This is a genomic window from Candidatus Bathyanammoxibius amoris (assembly GCA_024451685.1).
GTDB classification, from domain to species: Bacteria; Planctomycetota; Brocadiia; order Brocadiales; family Bathyanammoxibiaceae; genus Bathyanammoxibius; species Bathyanammoxibius amoris.
In genome coordinates this window covers 1-18,510 of sequence record JAMXCW010000004.1, presented here as the reverse complement: position 1 = coordinate 18,510, position 18,510 = coordinate 1, and the positions used below count along the sequence as shown (strand labels likewise).

The following is an 18,510-nucleotide window of genomic DNA, read 5'->3' as shown; positions in this document are numbered from 1 at the left end:
GATGGATGATGGACGATAAGATGTTCAGAGACAAAAAGATAACTGTTTTTGGCCTGGGGCTCTTTGGCGGGGGTGCCGGCCTTGCCCGCTACCTGAGACGCCGGGGGGCCAGACTCGTCGTCACAGACCTGAAGACGGAGGAACAGTTGGCCCGCTCATTAACCTCACTGGATACGCCAGACGCACCGCCCATGGAACTCCACCTTGGGGGGCACAGGGAAGACGACTTTAGAGACGTGGATATGGTGATGGTAAACCCAGCCGTGCCGAAGGATTCCAGATTCTTACAGATTGCCAGGGACAGTAACGTTCCCCTTGAGACTGAGATGAACCTGTTCTTCAAACTCTGCCGTGCCCCTATAATCGGTGTGACGGGGACGAAGGGCAAGTCGACCACGACCGCGCTGACAGGCGAGATGCTTCGTCATCAGGGGCGCAAGGTATGGGTCGGAGGCAATATCGGCCTCGGGTATTCGCTCCTTGAGCACGTGGACGAAATAGACGCAGGCGACGTGGTCGTGCTGGAGCTTTCCAGCTTCCAACTGGAGGACTTGGGGGAGCTGGAGATGTCTCCTCACGTGAGTGTCGTTACGAACATAGCGCCAAACCATCTGGACCGGCATAAAAGCTACAGGGAATACATAGAGGCAAAGAAGAGTATAATCCACTTTCAGGGCCCCGACGACTACTGTGTCCTCAATCTTGATGACGAGGAACTCAGGAAATGGCCCGCCGAGACCGGGGCAAAGGTCTGCTGGTTTAGCACCAAAGAGGCCGTCGAAGACGGGGCCTCCCTTAAGGACGGGAAGATTCGTCTGCGTCTGGGCGGGGGAGGACGAAGAGAGGCAGAGGTTTCCGCCCTTTCCGAGGTAAAAATTCCCGGCGCACATAACGTGGCAAACATCCTCACCGCCTCCTGCGTGGCATTCCTGATGGACGCGGACGGTAAACATATAGACGCCGCGTTGAAAGAATTCTCCGGCCTTGAGCACAGGCTGGAGTTTGTTCGTGAGATAGACGGGGTGCGCTACTACAATGATTCAATCGCTACCACATGCGAATCGGCTATCGCCGGCATCAGGGCCTTTGAAACCCCGGTAGTGGTAATTGCGGGTGGCTATGACAAAGGGGTGCCGTTTGACAACTTTGCCGAAGAATGCGCGAAGCACACCAAATGTGTTATACTTGTAGGTAAAACCGCACAAACTATCGGGGAATTGATTAACCGGGCGAAAGACGGCAGGGATACCCCTGAAGTCCTCTTTGCACCGTCCCTGGAAGAAGCGGTAAGGTCTGCCGGGGTTGCGTCTCAAAGCGGGGACACTGTATTACTGTCACCCGCATGTGCGAGTTATGATATGTTTGTCAATTTTGTGGAGAGGGGCAGGCAGTTCAAGTCCCTGGTTCAAGCGATTGAGGCTAAATGAGAACGGGCTTGTTTGGGTATGAGCTATCAGGACAAAAAGAAAGAGGTAGCGGTCGGGCTTGTCAGGCGCCTGCAGGAAAGGGGTTACAAGGCCCTCTTTGCCGGCGGCTGCGTCCGTGACATGCTTATGGGTATAAAACCGGCCGACTACGATATAGCCACCAGCGCGCATCCTGAAGAGGTGGTGGCCCTTTTCGAGAAGACCGTCCCCGTGGGGGTGCAGTTCGGTGTGGTCGTAGTGGTTGCCGGGGGTTTTAACTATGAGGTGGCCACGTTTCGCACCGAAGGTCCTTACTCCGACGGCCGCCACCCGGACTGTGTCAAGTTCGTTGAACCGGAAGCCGATGCCCGCAGGCGCGATTTTACCGTTAACGGTATGTTTTACGACCCCGTCAGGGACGAAATACTGGATTTTGTTGATGGCGGGAAGGATATAAAGCTAAGGATTGTGCGTGCTATAGGAAACCCCTCGGACAGGTTCTCCGAGGACCATCTCCGCATGATACGCGCCGCGCGTTTCGCCAGCCGTTTTGGCTACGAGATAGAGGAGTCGGCCAGAGATGTCATCAAGGAAAACGCCGGGAAAATCCTGGGCGTTAGTTGGGAGAGGATACGGGAGGAGTTGCAAAAGATACTCCTGGACGAGAACAGGAAAAGAGGTTTACAACTGCTTGACGATCTAGGGCTTATGGAGCATATACTTCCGGAAGTAAGTGTCATGAAAGGCGTTGAACAACCGGAAAATCTCCATCCCGAAGGCGACGTGTTTGTACACACGCTGCTCACCGTGTCACATCTGAGGTCACCGTCATGGGTGCTTGCGATGGGCGCGCTCCTTCATGATGTGGCAAAGCCCGCAACCATGGAAGAAAAAGGCGGCAGGATACGTTATCCCCTCCATGAATCAGTGGGGGCCGATATGGCGGGAGATATCTGTGACCGCCTGAGAACGTCCGGGGAGGAAAAGGATAAGATAAAATGGCTGGTCAAGAAGCATCTGGTCTTTAAAGACGCCCGGAAGATGAGGCTGAGCAAGCTGAAGAGGCTGCTGTCCCACCAGGATTATCCCCTCCTGGCCGAGGTCAGCAGGGCAGACGCGCTTGCCAGCAGTGGCGACCTCACCGACTACAATTACTGCCAGCGTATGCGCGAAGAATTCAGGGAAGAAGAACTAAAGCCCCGGCACTTCCTTACCGGCCACGACCTCATAGCGATGGATTTGAAGCCGGGCCCTATTTTTTCCAAAATCCTTACGCAGGTCTATGATGAACAACTGGAGGGAAAGGTCCACACACGGGAAGAGGCCGTTGAGAGGGCTAGAGAATTAACAGGGGGGGCCAGGGTATGATTTACCTCCTGCTAATGCTCGCGGCTCTCGTTTCAGGTTGGTGCTCAGTCCCTGCCGTGGCTCAACCGGAGGACGTGGAAGTCGTATGGGAAGAGGAGCTGTCAACAGGGGACGCAGATGAGCTCGATGTTTCGCAGGTAATGGAATTGCCTCCAATTGAATATAAGGTCTATAAAGGCGGTAATGATATTTTCAAGGAATATGCAAGCGGGATGCTCAGTGAAGGATTAACGCTGCGGGAAAAGGGCGAGCTCGATAAGTCATTAGTCTTCTTAACAAGGGCGTTACGCGCGGACCCGGAACTCTATGAGGCCTGGTACAATCTGGGGCTTGTTCAAAATAGACTGCGCAGATACGGACAGGCCATAACGTCTTTTGACCACGTGCTGGAATTTGACCCGGAGGACCCTGACGCGCTGGTTAACAAAGGAGTCTCCCTGGTCAAGGTGGGAAAGTGGGAAGAGGCCATTGAGTGTTTTGGTGAGGTGCTGGCATCCGACGGGAACAATGTACTGGCGTTGTACAATAAAGGCATTGCCGTCTCCGCGCAGGCCACGCGCCGGGAGGCTGGCGGAAGTATGAAAGACAATGGCAAAGAGGATTTCAAGTCTGTGGAAGAGATGTATAAAGAGGCCGTCGTGCTGTTTGACAGGGTATTGGAGCTGGACCCCTATTACACTAATGCGTGGTACGAGAAGGGAACGGTCTTGATGAAGATGAATAAGGACGCCGAGGCCGTGGAGGCCTTTGGCACGATGGTAGAGATTTACGAGTCTTACGAAGGGAGTAAAGATGTTGTAAAACAATATGCGGAAGAGTGGCTTAGAGAAGGTTTAACGTTCAGCGAGGGCGGCGAGTACCAGGAATCAATAGACTTCTTCTCAAGGGCCATACGGATATATCCGACACTCTACGAGGCCTGGTATAATATGGGCCTGGCCCAAAGCAAACTGGGTAGATATAGAGAAGCCGTAACGTCTTTTGACATGGCACTGAAGATAAACCCCCGGGATATAAGGGCATTGGGTAACAAGGGGGTTGCCTTGTATAAACTGGGCAGGTGGGGAGAGGCCGTTGGGTGTTTTGATGAGGTGCTGCTGCTCGATGAGGACAATATCCTGGCGTTGTACAACAAAGGCGTTACCAGCAGCGCACAAGGCATGTACAGAGACGCCGCCGAATCATTCAGCAGTGTACTGGAGTTCAACCCCAATGACATAGACGCGTTGGACGGCAAGGGGCAGGCCCTGGTGAGGCTTAACAAAAATGCGGAGGCGCTGGAGTGCTTTGAGGCTATGATTGATATTGATGACAGCCTTTCACGAGGGTGGAGCAACAAGGCCGTAGCCCTGGCCAAGATGGGCGAGGCCGAAGAGGCCCTGGACTCCATTAACGAATTCCTGGAGTTCTATCCGGAAGACATCTGGATGTTGAATGCCAGGGGGGAGGTAATGCTGGTGCAGGGGAAATACGAGGAGGCGTTGGGATATTTTAATGCCGCAATGGAGATTAGAGAGGATGTGGCCCAGATATGGAGTAACAGGGGTGTCGCCCTGAACAGGCTGGGAAATGAGGGAGCGGCCAACGCGTCCTTTGAAAGGGCCCTGGGGCTGGATTCGAGGCTCGCACATGAATTGACCGTCAGAGGCGCACGCGTGAGGGTGTCGGGAAGAGGGGGGGACAGGAGTAAAGCGGAAGACGTGGCGGAGATGATTGCATTTTACGACAAGGCCATTGAAAGAAACCCCGACCTTACAGGCCCGTGGTTCGGCAAGGGTATGCTCCTGAAGGAACTGGGCAGGATGGAGGAAGCCCTTGTATGCTTTGACAAGGTCCTGGAGATAGACCGGGCAGACCTGACTGCTCTAGCCAACAGGGGCGACATTCTGGTAGCCTTATCCAGGTATAAAGAGGCCATCGTATGCTTCGACAGGCTCCTGGATTTCAATCCCAGGGACGTCGACATACTGTGTGACAAGGCGCAGGTACTACACAAAATAGGACGAAGTGAGGATGCAAAAGAACTTGTTAACGTAGCGCTGGAGATTAATCCGAGGGATGTGGAGCTCATCCGGACCAAGGCTAAAATCCTGGCTGACCAGGGGAAATACAAGGACGTATTGCTGGTTATTGCCGAGACCTCAAAACCCCTTCCCGCGAAGAAGCCTATATTCACCTATATGGAGTCAAGGCAAGAGGTAAAACAGAAAAAGACGATTGAAGACCTTGTCAAAGACCCGTCGGCACCACGCGTTGGCGGGGATAAGATGTTAAATATCAAGGCTCGCGCGCTGAATGGGTTACATAGATATAAAGTTGCCCTTGACGTGCTCAACCCGGCTCTGGAAGGAAAGGAAGCGATGAGGGGAGTGTATGCGGCGGGGGGAGCGGATGGCACGGATTATGCGGAGATGTGGCTACACAAGGGGAACGCACTTCTGGGGCTGCACAGATACGTTCAGGCCTTGAGGTCTTACAACGAGGCCGTGGAAATTGATCCTGAAAATGTCGGAGCGTGGATCAAAAAGGGCGACGTCATGCGCACGCTGGGCAGGTTCACCGAGGCCGTCGCGGCGTATGACAGTGCAATTAGCGCCGACGCCAGATCGGCCATGGCCTGGTATGCTAAAGGCAATATACTTGACGTTATGGGCAACCGGGACGAGGCCGAGAAGTGCAATGCCAGGGCGCTGGAATTAGACCCCAAGATTGGGAGCAAGGGCTAGGTCATAGAGTTTTACGGAGGAAGGTTGTAACGATGCATATGGAGGAAAAAGACATGACGGCTTCCCTGCACAGACGCTGTACCCGCATCGTAGTATCGGCCTTATTCAGCCTGGGCGTTATTATGTCGCTCCAGACATCAGTCCGTGCCGGAGATGCCAGAGAATGGTACATTTTTGGGAACAACAAGTCCGCACAGGGCAGATATGAGGAAGCCGTTGAGTACTACGACAAGGCGATTGCCGCCGACCCCGGGTTTGCGCATGCGTGGAACAACAAGGGCAATGCCCTGAGCATACTGAAGAGGTATAATGAGGCCCTGGAGTGTTTTGGCAAGGTGCTGGAGATAAACCGGGACGACGTCCATGCGTTAAGTGGAAGGGCAAACGTATTTACCCAGTTGAACAGGAACGACGAGGCACTTGAGTCCATAGACAGGGCGCTGGCAGTCGAGGCAAAACATGATTATATCTGGTTCAATAAGGCAAATATTTTGTTCAATATGAAGAGGCATGACGCAGCGCTTGACGCCTACGGTAAGGCCGTAGAAATCAACCCTAACTTTGTCAACGCCATGTTAGGGAAGGCAAGTGCACTCTCTGCGCTCAAGAGGTACGATGAAGCGCTGGAGTGTTATGATCAGGCCATAGAGGTTGCGGGTCCTGAGGTTATTGCGTCATTCTATGAGAAGGCGACCCTGCTGAATCAACTGAACAGGTACGAGGAGGCATTGGAGCATTATGATATGGTGATTCAACTGGAGCCGTCCTTTGATGATGCATGGCACGAAAAGGCCCACATGCTGGAGAAATTGGGCCGTGATGGGGAGGCGAGGGAATGTCTCAAAGAGCACGAGGAAGTAAACTCAGGACATCATGGGGGGTGATGTGCGCGTTAAATGGCAGGAGGTGTGCGAAAGGCCGCTTATATTCTTTCGCTTGCACCAGTTAGGAGCAGAAAAATTGTTCACACGGGTTTTTAATCAAAGGCTGACAGGCTGCATTTTGTTCAGTTGTATGTTTATTGCAACATACCTGACGGCAGGGTTTAATCAATCGGGGTGGTCCGGATGTCATACTGCGTATGCGGGAGAGGCCGAGGCGTACCTGGTGCAGGGAAACGATTTTGTCCGGCGCGGCGATCTGGAGGATGCCGTGGAATGTTATAGTAGAGCCATTGAGTTAAAACCGGACTACGTCGACGCGTGGAACAGCAAGGGCAACGTGCTGTATGGCCTGGGGAGGTATGAAGAGGCACTGAAGTGTTATAACAAGGCCATCGAGTTAGATGCGAAATACACCTTTGCCTGGAACGGTAAGGGCAATGTAATGGACAGTCTGAACAGACATGAAGAGGCCTTGAAATTTTATAATAAGGCGATTGAGTTAGACCCCGTATACAGTCATGCCTGGTACAATAAGGGACAGGTTCTCGAGAGTCTGAAGAGATACGACGATGCCCTGGAGTGTTATGACAAGGCGATTGAGTTTGACCCCGGTAACGCCACTATTTGGTACGACCAGGGAAACATCTATGTCCAGTTGAAGAAGTATGGAAGCGCCCTGGTGTGCTACGAAAGGGCCCTGGATATAAACCCGAGGTTCAACGCCGTCTGGAACAACAAGGGGGCCGCACTTACGGGACTGGAAAGGTATGAAGAGGCGCTGGAGTGTTACGATGTGGTGCTCAAGGAGAACCCTGATAACAAGAGTGCATGGCAGAATAAAGGAGTGGTGCTGGAGAAGATGGGACGCCACGAAGAAGCGGAAGAGTGTTTTGTCAGGGCGTTGAATGAGTGATAAGACTCAAGATTCTCATGCAGGGTCCTTGACGCAACGGAAGCCGATGGCCTTGTTGTGCAAGTTCGGTTGTTCTGATTTCCTGTAGGTGGTCCTCAGCAGGAAGCCGCGTCCGTAGCGTGAACCCCCGCGGACGCACTTCCTCAAGTCCTTCTCCGGCCCTTTTGGACTACTGGATGAACTCGTCGGGTAATAGAAAGGGTCATACCAGTCGGCCACCCACTCCGCCACACTCCCCGCCATGTCATAACACCCGTATGGACTTTTGCCTGCCTCGTAACTCCCCACGGGTTTTGCTTCGTCTCCCATGTTACACCTGTTCGGGTCCCAGACGTTTCCCCACGGCCACCAGTTGCCGTTCGGCCCCCTGGCCGCCTTCTCCCACTCCGCCTCCGTAGGCAGCCGCTTACCCGCCCAGGCAGTGTACGCGTAGGCGTCGAACCAATCTATCCGGGATACGGGAAACTCAGGGTTGTTATAGTAAGGGTCTTTCCACTCCCTCTGGGTGTGGTCCTTTCCCGGGGATTCGTCTTTATGACATTTGCTGTGGTCGCCGGTCTTCTTCATATATTCTAGAAACTCGTAGTATTGAGCGTTTGTTACCTCATACCTGTCTATGTAAAAGGCCGGCAGGTAGACGGTATGTGCAGGTCTGGAGTCTTCCCTCTGGTTCTCTATCCCCATGATAAATTCACCGGCGGGTATCAGGACCATGTCCAATTTGTCCCGGCCCTCTTCCAGACCCTTTTTCATCGCCTCGTCACGCTGTATCCGGGTTTCTTCCCCTTCCTTATTTGCGGCCATTGACTTTTCCATTATGGTAATATACGAAAGGACCTCGATGTAGTCTTCCCCGTCTGGATTTAGTATAATGTATCTTCGCAGGTGCTTCACCGCCTCCTTCTGCCTGCCCAGTTTGCTGTAGACCCAGCCCATATTGTGGTGCAATTCAGGGAGGTCAGGATACAGCCTTTCCGCCTCCTGATATTCTTCCAGGGCCTTGTCATAATCACGCTGGTCGCTCAGTCTGTTTCCTTCTTTATAGTGCTGTGTGGCCAACACTGCGTCACGGGCTCTTTGTGCCCGCACCCTTTCTCCTGCCGGCCTTAATTTCTCGCCGTCCAGTGGACAGAATATCTCGGCCGTCCTTCCCATCCTCCCGCATTTCGGGCACTGAAGCACAACCCCCTGTTCAACCAGCGCTGTGCCGTCCGCAGCACAGAAGCCGGCCTCCGCGGGGTACGTGGCGTTACATTTGGGGCATATCTTTACCTCTTCGCCCGCCGATAGTGCGGAAACGACCAGCATGATGTAAACCATGATGAAGAGAAAGCCTGACAATCTGTTCATCTCTCTAACTCCGTAAGTGTTTGCTTGAGCTTGCCTATCTGTTCAGAGAGTTCTGTCTCCCGCGACCGTTCCTTCTCAACGACGTCAGGCCGTGCCTTTTCTACAAAATTCTTGTTGGATAGTTTTTGCACGACCTTCCGGTGGTATGACTCCAACTCTGTGATACGCTTTTGCTGGCGTTCTCTTTCGGCCTCAATGTCTATTATCCCCGACAGGGGGACAAACAGCCGGAGTTGTCCCACCACTGCACTGGCAGATGAAGGAGGCTTGGCTATGTCCTGTCCTATCTCTAAATCCTTAAGGATGACCATCTTCCTCAGAAACTGCGAGTGTCGTTCCAGCATCTGCACACTATCCGGCGTGCGTGTAGAAATCGAGGCCGAGAGGGGTTGCCTGTCCGGTATGTCCAGGTTTCGCCGTATATTCCTCAACGACCGTACTATTTCCTGCAGCAACTCCATGGCCGTTTCTGTGTTATGGTCTTGGGCTTCAGCCGTTGGCCATGAGGCGATTATTACGCCTTCTTCGAGCCGAGCGCCTTTATCGAGGTTCTCGCGCAGGCCCTGCCATATCTCCTCGGTAAGGAAGGGCGCGAAGGGGTGGAGCAGTTTCACCGTATCTTTCAGGACGTGGACAAGTACCGTCTGAGCAACCGTCTTATCTTCTTCTTCTTCCTGGCCGGCGGATTCATAGAGCCTCGGTTTTACTATCTCAAGATACCAGTCACAGAACTCATGCCAGAAGAATTCGTAGACCGTTCTCAGCGCGTCGTTGAACCTGAACCTTTCCAGTTCTGAGGTTACAGTTTTGATCGTCAGATTGAGCCGGCTCAGTATCCATTTATCCTCAAAACTCAGACTGTCTTTTACGGTAGAAAGGGCCGGAGGTGTCTGGCCCTCCAGATTCATCAGTATAAACCGGGTTGCGTTCCATATCTTATTGGTGAAATTCCTGCCCATTTCAAACTTACTCTCTGAGAGCTTTATGTCCTGGCCCTCGGTGGTCAGGAGCAGGAGCGACATCCTTACCGCATCGGTGCCGTAGCGCCCTGTCATGTCCAGAGGGTCTATGCCGTTGCCCATTGATTTACTCATCTTCCTGCCCAGTTCATCCAGTATGGTGCCGTGGATGTATACCTTGGAGAACGGCGGAGAACCAAGCATCTCAAGTCCCATCATCACCATTCTGGCCACCCAGAAATATATTATCCCCCTATCGGTCACCAGCACGCTGGTGGGGTAGTAATTTCCCAGCTCTGGCGTATCTTCAGGCCAGCCGAGGGTAGAAAACGGCCAAAGGGCGGAACTGAACCACGTGTCCAGGACGTCAGGGTCCTGGTCGAGATTTGTACCCTGACATTTGGAGCATCCGGTCGGCGTGTCCCTTGAGACGTTAATTTCTCCACAATCCTTGCAGTGCCACGCGGGAATCTGGTGGCCCCACCATATCTGCCGCGAGACGCACCAATCTCTGACGTTTTCCAGCCAATCCAGATACACCTTTGTCCACCTGGCCGGGTAGAATGTGACTAAATCGTCGTTTGTGGCCTTTATGGCAGCCTCTGCCAGGGGTTTCATCTTTACGAACCACTGGTCGGATAGACGGGGTTCGATTACCGTGTGACACCTGTAGCAGTGTCCCACGGAATGGGTGTACGGTTCAATCTTGGCGATAAGCTCCTTATGTCTCAGGTCTTCTATAAGGGCCTCTCTGCACTCGTACCTGTCCATGCCGGCATATTCGCCGGCATTCTTGTTCATCGTCCCATCCCCTTCCATAACCACGATGGGTTCAAGCCCGTGGTTGAGTGACATCTCGAAATCATTAGGGTCATGGGCAGGGGTTATCTTCACGATTCCTGTACCAAACGCCTTATCCACCATAACATCTGCAATTACCGGTATCTCCCTGCCTATTGCGGGCAGCACGAGTGTCTCGCCAACGAAGTCCTTATACCGCCCGTCTTCCGGGTTTACTGCCACGGCCACGTCGCCCAGCATGGTCTCCGGTCTTGTCGTGGCCACAATCATGTTCAGGTGGCTCTCGTCTCTGAAGGGATACTTGATATACCAGAGGTGCCCGTCATGGGTCTCGTGGTCCACCTCATCGTCTGAGAGTGCCGTCTGGCACCTGGGACACCAGTTAATGATGTATTTGCCCCTGTATATCAGCCCCTTTTCCCACAGCCGTACAAAGGCCTCTCTAACGGCTGCGGAAAGGCCCTCGTCCATTGTAAACCGCTCCCTCTCCCAATCACAGGAGCTGCCGAGCTTTTTTAGCTGCTTTATGATGGTGGAGCCGTACTCGTCCCTCCATTCCCAGACGGCCTTGAGGAACCTCTCACGGCCCATCTCTTTCCTGTTGAGCCCCTTTTGTATGAGCTCTCTCTCCACGACGTTCTGTGTGGCGATGCCGGCATGGTCGGTACCGGGCATCCAGAGGGCGTTGTGACCGTCCATCCTCCTCCACCTGATGAGTACGTCCTGGATGATGGTGTTGAGGGCATGGCCCATGTGGAGGGCACCGGTGATGTTGGGCGGCGGGATGACAATGGTAAAACTCTTTCTGTCGGGGTCCGGCTCACTGTGGAAGTAGTTATGTCCTTCCCAGAAGCTGTACCGCTTGTCTTCTACCTCCTTGGGGTCGTACTTCGGGGCCAGAGAAGCACCTGTCATTGCTGTCTGCTCTTTAGCGCCGCGGCCGGCCGCCGGGTTGTCTTTTCCTGGTCCTTGAGGAGCTTGTACTCGATACTGTCTACCAGGGCCTCCCAGCTGGCTTCTATGATATTCTCGGAGACGCCTACCGTACCCCAGATGTCCTGTTCGTCCTGGGACTGAATGATTACCCTGACCCTTGCGGCGGTGCCGTCTTTTGGATTGATGACCCTGACCTTGAAATCCACCAGGTGCCATTTAAGCTCCGGGTAAAACCTTTTCAGCGCTTTCCTCAGTGCTCCGTCCAGAGCGTTTACAGGGCCATCCCCCTCTGCCGCGGTTAATTCCTCCACGCCGTCCACACTAATCTTGACGGTCGCCACCGTTACCGGCGCGCCATCGTGTTTTTCTACGGTGACGTGAAAGCCTACCGTGTCAAAGAAGCGCTTGTACCTCCCCAGCACCTTCTTTACCAGTATCTCGAATGACGCCTCCGCCGACTCGTAGTGATAACCCTGGTTCTCACGGTCCTGGACCTGCTTCAGTATCTTCCTCATCGTCTCCTTGTTTTTGGTTATGTCGTATTGAGCCGTTTTGGCCAGCAAGGTGGCGTTCCCGGAGAGCTCGGAGATGAGTATACGTCTCTCGTTTCCTATTACCTCCGGGGATATGTGCTCGTATGTCTGCCGGTTTTTTGTGATTGCGTCCACGTGCAGGCCGCCTTTATGGGCAAACGCGCTGACGCCCACAAACGGCTGGTTGGACCTGGAGGCGAGGTTCGCCACCTCGTTCACGTAGCGCGAGACCTCGGTAAGCTTCTTCAGCTTTCCCTCGTCCAGACACGTTAGACCCTGTTTCAGTGTAAGGACGGGGATGATTGAGCATAGGTCGGCGTTGCCGCACCTCTCACCAAACCCGTTTATGGTTCCCTGTACGTGTGTAGCTCCGGCTTCCACGGCCGCCAGTGTATTGGCCACTGCCAGGTCGCAGTCGTTATGGGTATGGATGCCTAACGGGACCTTCACACCACCCCTCGCCTTCTTTACCATCCATGATATTTCAGAAGGAAGACAGCCACCGTTGGTGTCACACAACACGATGGCATCGGCACCCGAGGATACGGCAGTCTTCACTACCTTGAGGGCATACTTGGCGTCTGACTTATATCCGTCAAAGAAATGCTCGATGTCCACAAATACCTCTCTGTTGTGGGATTTCAGGAACTTGACGGTGTCCGATATCATATTTAAATTGTTTTCCGGAGACACTCGCAGCACCTCTTTGACGTGCAGGTCCCAGCCCTTGGCCACAATGGTAACCACAGGGGTCTCGGCCTTAAGCAGGGCCTGCAAACCGGGGTCTGCCTCGGCATTTTTATCCCCCCTCCGTGTGCTGCCGAACGCGACGACTTTGGAGTTAGAGAGCGTTTTGGACGCGATATCCCTGAAAAAGTCCCTGTCCTTCGGGTTAGAGCCGGGGTAACCGCCTTCGATATAGTCCACCCCCAGGTCATCGAGCTTCAGGGCGATGCTTATCTTGTCCTGCAGAGAGAAGAAGACCCCTTCGGCCTGGCTTCCGTCACGCAGTGTTGTGTCGTAAACGATGATTTTTTTCATTTTTTTATACACTCTTTTTATACGTATACAAATGCACCAGGCGAAACCTTACTGTAGCGTCCGACCTCTGTATCGGACGTCCCGCGTCGGGTACGGAGACCCGACGCTACATTTCTTTCAAATAAACTTCCACTAAAATCAGGAACACAGTGTTTCACAGACTTAAAAGTCCCAGCTATACGGCTGTTTTTCCCGTCTTTTCCAGTTCAAATGCCTTGTGCACGGCCTTCAGCGCCCGCTCCGCCTGCGCCTCGTCAATGATGCATGAGATCTTTATCTCTGAAGTGCTTATCATCTGGATGTTTACTTTTTCCTCCGCAAGTGCGTGGAACATCTTCTCGGCAATTCCGCAGTGGCTCCGCATGCCTATGCCCACCACAGACAACTTCGCCACTTTGCTGTCGGCATGGACCTCAGCGAACCCCTCCTCTTTCTGTAACTTGCGTACCGCCTCCATTGCCGCGTCAAGTTCCGCCTTCGGCACGGTGAAGGTAATGTTAGCAAGGCCGCGGGAGCCTATGTTCTGGATTATCATGTCTACGTTAATGTTGTTCCGTGCCATCTCTCTAAATACCCCGGCGGCCTGCCCGGGCCGGTCCGGAATGCCTCTGATAACCACCTTGGCCTCGTCCTTGGTGACCGTGGCACCGCTGACCACGATTTCTTCCATTTCCTTAACCTCCTGACATATTATGGTTCCCTCTGAGTTGTTGAAACACGACCTCACCCTCAACGGTACGTTGTACTTCTTGGCAAACGCTATGGAACGGGCCTGCATCACCTGAGAGCCCATACTGGCCAGTTCGAGGAGCTCACCGTACGATATCCTGTCCAGCTTTCTCGCCTCAGGGACTATCCTGGGGTCTGCCGTATATATACCATCCACGTCCGTAAAGATGTCGCAGTGTTCAGCCTTCAGCAGCGCCGCAAGCGCCACGGCAGTCGCATCCGAGCCGCCCCTGCCCAGGGTAGTGATGTTCTTGTAGGCATCTACCCCCTGGTATCCGGCCACCACCACGATCTTACCGCTGTCCAGTTCCTTTTTTATCTTCTTTGTGTCTATCTTTAGTATTCTGGCGTTGGTGTGGTAGCCGTCCGTGACTATACCTACCTGCGCGCCGGTAAACGATATGGCGTCGTGGCCCAGGGCATGTATGGCCATAGCCATTAGCGCGATGGACACCTGCTCACCGGTGGAGACCAGCGTGTCAAGTTCCCTGGACGAAGGTTTCTCTGTTATCTCCTTTGCAAGCCCGAAGAGCTCGTCGGTCATCTCCCCGCGGGCCGACACGACCACCACCACCTGGTTACCTTCCCTGAAGGACTGCACCACCCTCCGGGCCGCGGCCTTAATTTTCTCCGCGTCGGCAACGGATGAGCCGCCAAATTTCTGTACAGTTAATCCCATTTCTTAATTCATGCCTTTAAAAATCGTGAAAGCTCAGAGACGTTACTCCAATACCCGATTACCGGTCAAGACAGATTTGATAGACTTTGTCGTTGCTAACAGCCTCCCTGGCAGGGTTAGTTAATGGATTTCCCAACTTCCGCGCTACCCTGCCGCTACCCTGCCAGACTGTTACCAGAATAATTATGAAGAATTACACCTGTGGCGGACCATTCTAAGGGAGAAAAATGAATCTAATCGTAGGGGCACGTTGCAACGTGCCCCTACCTGGATTCTTCGCTCAAAAAACTCAGAATGACATAATGACGTTTGCACGGTCTTGCCTGGCAGTTACTTCCCGGTCTCTGAGGCTTTTTTGCCCTCTCCGGCCACAAGCCTGCTGAGTCTTATGGTAAGGCGGGATTTTTGACGCGCAGCCGTGCCCTTTTTGATGAGGTTTCTGGCTGCCGACCGGTCCAGCGCCCTGATGGTAAGGCGCAGTTCTTCCTTTGCCGCATCTACGTTTCCTGTTTCAGCGGCCGTAACAAATTTCTTCAACTGCGTCCTGAGTGCAGACCTTGCCGTGCGGTTTCGCGCCCGCCGCTGTACGTTCTGTCTCAGGCTCTTGCTTGCCGTTGGTCTTTGTGGCATAGTCTCCTCCCAAGAAACATGAAAACAGTATAATTTATTAGACGTGAAACCATCTGTCAACAGAAATAACTCTTTGGAGGCCGCCTCACCGGCTCGCCACCGCTGTAAAAAGCAAGTGGCTGCCCCCTGCCCCTTGCAGAACTATCAAGTGGCTGTTATACTTGGTTTTTAGCAGGGACTCTCTGGTATCAGGTTGTCCCAGGCTTTTTTGCCCATAAAATTCCTTTAAACAGAGCATGAAGATACTACTTTACCCTGACTCCAGGCTGAGCCGGAAGGCCGGGCCCGTAAAAGAGATAACCAAAGAGGTTTGTAAAAAGGCCGAGGAGATGCTCCGGCTTCTGTACGAGGCTGAAGGGGTGGGGCTTGCCGCCCCGCAGGTGGGCTGGCCCGTAAGGCTGCTGGTGAAAGACACCTCCGGCGAAAAGACCGGCGGGAGCGTCTTCGTAAACCCTGTCATAACGCATGAGGAGGGCGCGTCGCTGGAAGAGGAGGGCTGTCTGAGCCTGCCCGGCGTGTTCGGAAACATAGCAAGGTCTGAAACGGTAAGGGTAGTTGCGTACAATCTTGAAGGTGAGAGGTTGGAGATGGAGGCGGAGGGCCTTGAGGCAAGGGTGTGGCAGCACGAGATAGACCACCTCAACGGCAGGCTGATTATTGACAGGATGACCCCTGCCGGCAGTGTGGCAAACTCGAGGAGAATCAAGGAACTGGAGACGATCTACAAAGAAGAGACCGCCAGCACCCAAAGGCTTTAAACCGCCCCACTAACAACCCCCTGCCGTCTGTGCCCCGTCCTGGAGAATTTTCAGCAAATGAACGTTGTTTTCATGGGAACGCCTGACTTCGCATTGCCCCCGCTCAGACGCCTTGCCGGTACCCCCGGACATCGCATCACTGCGGTAGTTACCCGGCCGGACAGGCCCAGGGGACGGCACCACCAGCACACGTTCCCCCCGCCCGTAAAACAGCTGGCCGAAGAGCTCGGTCTCAGAATAATCCAGCCCGAGAGCGTCAATGAGCAGGGTACGATCCGGACGCTTGAGGGCCTTGCTCCGGACCTCATCGTTGTGGTCGCATTCGGCCAAAAGCTGTCACGGGAATTCCTCAAGATCCCAAGGATTGCCTGCATCAACCTCCATGCCTCATTACTGCCCAAATATCGTGGGGCCGCACCCATCGCACAGGCCATCATAGACGGTGAAAAGGTCACGGGCGTTACGGCGCAAAAGGTGGCATATGAAATAGACACCGGGGACGTTATCGACAAGGAAGTGGTGGAGATAGGGCCTGATGAAACGGCCGGGGAGCTGGAACGGAGACTTGCCGTGGTAGCCGGTGACCTCCTGATAAGGGTACTCGACACCTACGAAGACTCGACGGTATCCTGTACCCCTCAACGGGAAGAATCGGCAAGTTACGTACGCCGGGTAAAGAAAGAAGATGCCCTCATCAATTGGAACCAGCCAGCGGAAAATATACATAATTTTGTCCGTGGGATGAACCCGTGGCCGGGTGCCTTTGCTTTCCTCCCCGGTAAAGGGGGCAGGCCGAAGAAAAGGCTCATCGTCCTGCGCTCGCGCGTAGAGGCCAAAAACGAGTCACGAGAACCCGGCAGGCCGGGTACCATACTTGGCACGTCAGACCAGGGCATACAGGTAGCCGCGGGGGCAGGCTCGTTATGGATAACCCGGCTCCAGCCGGAGGGCGGCAGGGAGATGACGGCACGGGAATACCTGCTGGGGCACCATGTGGTTGAAGGTGAGTGCTTTGTGTCGTAATAAACATCCTTGACTTTCACCACACCCCATATAAAATGGCATAAAAGTCCTATAATTTCGAAGGGGAAAGATATATGAGCATTGGTGAGGTACTGGACGGCAAGTTTGTCTCTCTGAGCAACATGCTGCAGAGGTTGAAGGGCTCTAAGTGCCCACCCTCCAGCCTCCTGATAATGTTTCCACACTGCATCCAGTGGTCAAAGTGTCCGCAGAAGATAACCCTCGACCTTGCAGAGTGCAAGCGCTGCGGTAAGTGTAAGGTAATGGATCTAATAGCTTTATCCGATAAATACGGTGTCCATCTGGCCGTGGCTACCGGGGGAAGGGCCGCACTGCAGAGGGTCAAGTCTGACGAAATCCGCGGTGTGATAGCCATAGCGTGCGAGAAGGAACTGCGTATAGGACTAATGGCCGCGTTCCCTAAGGCTATTGTCTCGGTACCCAACCTGAGGCCTCATGGGTACTGTAAGGATACCGACGTGACCATGGAAGACGTAGAGCGGAGTGTTCGTAATTTCCTGGAAGAGTCGACTTTAGAACCATCCAAATCATAGTTGGTACAATTTCTAATCCCTGGCAGGAACCCGTGTATTTCATTCCCTTAACTCATGAAAGAGGTAAAAGTTAATGTATAAACTAATGATACCTGTGCTGGCGGCACTTTGTCTTACCCTGTCAGTTGCAGCCCTGGCGGAAGAGGAAAAACCCGCACCGGAAGCCTCGGCTCAAAAGGTAGACAAGGCCGGCCTCAAGGAACGGCACAAGCAGGAAATGGGCGAGATGCGCACAAAACACCAGACAGAGATGGAAGAACTCAGGACCAAACACCGGCAGGAGCGAGACGCCACACGCACCGAGAAGCACGCCAAACGGAAGGTCGAACGGGAAAAAATGCGCAAACAATTGGAAAAAGACCTGACTAACATGCGTAAACTGATGAAAGAAGAGCTTGGAGACCTGAGCGAGAGCGCACGCGAAAAACTTAACGCGTTAATTGAAAGGCTGACCGAACAGCTGCAGCGCCTGAAAGACTAACGGCAGGGACTACGCTGCATGCGTAATTTCATGGACGGTAAGAAACAATGCGGAAACACATTGTCATCGCCTTAGCGGCCCTATTTCTCCTTTCGTTTCCTGCACCCGCGGCGACCCAGGAATTGTACCCGGCGGATACAAATGCTTCGTCACAGGACAGACCAGATAGACCGGACAGGCCTGATAGGGGTGAGAGGGGAGATAGACCGGACAGGCCCGATAGGGGGGAGAGGCCGGATAGACCCCAGATGCCCGATAGTTCCAGGTCACCGAATACCAGACCGGACAGACCTGATAGGCCGGAGAGGAGAGATAGACCGGACAGGCCCGATAGGGGTGAGAGGGGAGATAGACCGGACAGGCCCGATAGGGGTGAGAGGGGAGATAGACAGGACAGACCTGATAAGGGTGAGAGGGGAGACAGGCCGGGCAGTGCAGATAGACTTGGTAGAGGGGATAGTGGGAATAGACCGGACAGGGTGGACAGATCGGACAGACCCCAGAGGCCTGGTGGACCATCACAAGCCGGACCTGGCGGACCCCGCAAGCGTCCACAATCACCCGGCGCAGGGCCCGGTGGACCCCGCAAGCGTCCACAATCACCCGGCGCAGGACCCGGTGGACCCCGCAAGCGTCCACAATCACCCGGCGCAGGACCCGGCGGACCCCGCAAGCGTCCACAATCACCCGGCGCAGGACCCGGCGGACCCCGCAAGCGTCCACAATCACCCGGCGCAGG

15 protein-coding genes are annotated in these 18,510 nt (G+C 53.9%); 10 read left to right on the top strand and 5 right to left on the bottom strand.

The window, feature by feature from the left end; all coding sequences use genetic code 11:
• Nucleotides 1–5: 5 nt before the first annotated feature.
• The 5 genes from murD (at nt 6) to NOU37_03570 (ending at nt 7,297) form a co-directional block, all read left to right on the top strand.
• On the top strand, nt 6–1,427 hold the full coding sequence (gene murD / locus NOU37_03590) for a UDP-N-acetylmuramoyl-L-alanine--D-glutamate ligase (GenBank protein ID MCQ4574319.1): 1,422 nt from the start codon (nt 6–8) through the stop codon (nt 1,425–1,427).
• An 18-nt stretch (nt 1,428–1,445) separates the two neighbouring features.
• Nucleotides 1,446–2,774, top strand: a complete 1,329-nt coding sequence (locus tag NOU37_03585; GenBank protein ID MCQ4574318.1) for an HD domain-containing protein — start codon at nt 1,446–1,448, stop codon at nt 2,772–2,774.
• Nucleotides 2,771–5,500 (top strand): tetratricopeptide repeat protein, encoded by a 2,730-nt coding sequence (locus NOU37_03580; GenBank protein MCQ4574317.1) that lies wholly within the window; start codon nt 2,771–2,773, stop codon nt 5,498–5,500. Before NOU37_03585 ends, NOU37_03580 begins: the two co-directional genes overlap by 4 nt.
• Nucleotides 5,501–5,553: 53 nt before the next feature.
• The gene (locus tag NOU37_03575) at nt 5,554–6,384 is read left to right on the top strand and encodes a tetratricopeptide repeat protein (GenBank protein MCQ4574316.1); all 831 of its coding nucleotides are present in this window, start codon (nt 5,554–5,556) and stop codon (nt 6,382–6,384) included.
• Nucleotides 6,385–6,514: 130 nt separating this feature from the next.
• Complete coding sequence (locus NOU37_03570) at nt 6,515–7,297, top strand: tetratricopeptide repeat protein (GenBank protein MCQ4574315.1); 783 nt, start codon at nt 6,515–6,517, stop codon at nt 7,295–7,297.
• 15 nt (nt 7,298–7,312) lie between these two features.
• Here NOU37_03570 and NOU37_03565 read toward each other — a convergent pair whose 3' ends face one another.
• From NOU37_03565 to rpsT, 5 genes are all read right to left on the bottom strand, one after another.
• Nucleotides 7,313–8,647, bottom strand: coding sequence for an SUMF1/EgtB/PvdO family nonheme iron enzyme (locus tag NOU37_03565; GenBank protein ID MCQ4574314.1), 1,335 nt, complete (start codon nt 8,645–8,647; stop codon nt 7,313–7,315).
• Nucleotides 8,644–11,322, bottom strand: a complete 2,679-nt coding sequence (locus NOU37_03560) for a valine--tRNA ligase (GenBank protein ID MCQ4574313.1) — start codon at nt 11,320–11,322, stop codon at nt 8,644–8,646. The genes NOU37_03565 and NOU37_03560 overlap by 4 nt, the downstream gene beginning before the upstream one ends.
• Nucleotides 11,319–12,917, bottom strand: coding sequence for a citramalate synthase (gene cimA / locus NOU37_03555; GenBank protein ID MCQ4574312.1), 1,599 nt, complete (start codon nt 12,915–12,917; stop codon nt 11,319–11,321). Before cimA ends, NOU37_03560 begins: the two co-directional genes overlap by 4 nt.
• 175 nt (nt 12,918–13,092) lie before the next feature.
• Nucleotides 13,093–14,325, bottom strand: a complete 1,233-nt coding sequence (locus NOU37_03550; GenBank protein ID MCQ4574311.1) for an aspartate kinase — start codon at nt 14,323–14,325, stop codon at nt 13,093–13,095.
• 330 nt (nt 14,326–14,655) lie between these two features.
• Nucleotides 14,656–14,955 (bottom strand): 30S ribosomal protein S20, encoded by a 300-nt coding sequence (rpsT, locus tag NOU37_03545; protein MCQ4574310.1) that lies wholly within the window; start codon nt 14,953–14,955, stop codon nt 14,656–14,658.
• A gap of 236 nt (nt 14,956–15,191) precedes the next feature.
• Here rpsT and def point away from each other — a divergent pair, with 236 nt between their 5' ends.
• From def to NOU37_03520, 5 genes are all read left to right on the top strand, one after another.
• Complete coding sequence (gene def / locus NOU37_03540) at nt 15,192–15,713, top strand: peptide deformylase (protein MCQ4574309.1); 522 nt, start codon at nt 15,192–15,194, stop codon at nt 15,711–15,713.
• A 57-nt stretch (nt 15,714–15,770) separates the two neighbouring features.
• Entirely contained in the window at nt 15,771–16,736 is a 966-nt protein-coding gene (gene fmt, locus NOU37_03535; GenBank protein MCQ4574308.1) for a methionyl-tRNA formyltransferase, read from the top strand.
• A gap of 74 nt (nt 16,737–16,810) precedes the next feature.
• Complete coding sequence (locus NOU37_03530; protein ID MCQ4574307.1) at nt 16,811–17,290, top strand: DUF116 domain-containing protein; 480 nt, start codon at nt 16,811–16,813, stop codon at nt 17,288–17,290.
• A 73-nt stretch (nt 17,291–17,363) separates the two neighbouring features.
• Nucleotides 17,364–17,771, top strand: a complete 408-nt coding sequence (locus tag NOU37_03525; GenBank protein MCQ4574306.1) for a hypothetical protein — start codon at nt 17,364–17,366, stop codon at nt 17,769–17,771.
• A 141-nt stretch (nt 17,772–17,912) separates the two neighbouring features.
• Nucleotides 17,913–18,510: hypothetical protein (locus NOU37_03520; protein MCQ4574305.1), on the top strand; the 598-nt coding region annotated here is incomplete at its 3' end.

Bases quoted from the DNA above. Each gene is read 5' to 3' on its own strand.
- NOU37_03580 (MCQ4574317.1), top strand. From the start codon at position 2,771: ATGATTTACCTCCTGCTAATGCTCGCGGCTCTCGTTTCAGGTTGGTGC.
- fmt (MCQ4574308.1), top strand. From the start codon at position 15,771: ATGAACGTTGTTTTCATGGGAACGCCTGACTTCGCATTGCCCCCGCTC.
- NOU37_03585 (MCQ4574318.1), top strand. From the start codon at position 1,446: ATGAGCTATCAGGACAAAAAGAAAGAGGTAGCGGTCGGGCTTGTCAGG.
- murD (MCQ4574319.1), top strand. From the start codon at position 6: ATGATGGACGATAAGATGTTCAGAGACAAAAAGATAACTGTTTTTGGC.
- NOU37_03550 (MCQ4574311.1), bottom strand. From the start codon at position 14,325: ATGGGATTAACTGTACAGAAATTTGGCGGCTCATCCGTTGCCGACGCG.
- cimA (MCQ4574312.1), bottom strand. From the start codon at position 12,917: ATGAAAAAAATCATCGTTTACGACACAACACTGCGTGACGGAAGCCAG.
- NOU37_03570 (MCQ4574315.1), top strand. From the start codon at position 6,515: ATGTTTATTGCAACATACCTGACGGCAGGGTTTAATCAATCGGGGTGG.
- NOU37_03575 (MCQ4574316.1), top strand. From the start codon at position 5,554: ATGACGGCTTCCCTGCACAGACGCTGTACCCGCATCGTAGTATCGGCC.
- rpsT (MCQ4574310.1), bottom strand. From the start codon at position 14,955: ATGCCACAAAGACCAACGGCAAGCAAGAGCCTGAGACAGAACGTACAG.
- def (MCQ4574309.1), top strand. From the start codon at position 15,192: ATGAAGATACTACTTTACCCTGACTCCAGGCTGAGCCGGAAGGCCGGG.
- NOU37_03565 (MCQ4574314.1), bottom strand. From the start codon at position 8,647: ATGAACAGATTGTCAGGCTTTCTCTTCATCATGGTTTACATCATGCTG.
- NOU37_03560 (MCQ4574313.1), bottom strand. From the start codon at position 11,322: ATGACAGGTGCTTCTCTGGCCCCGAAGTACGACCCCAAGGAGGTAGAA.
- NOU37_03530 (MCQ4574307.1), top strand. From the start codon at position 16,811: ATGAGCATTGGTGAGGTACTGGACGGCAAGTTTGTCTCTCTGAGCAAC.
- NOU37_03525 (MCQ4574306.1), top strand. From the start codon at position 17,364: ATGTATAAACTAATGATACCTGTGCTGGCGGCACTTTGTCTTACCCTG.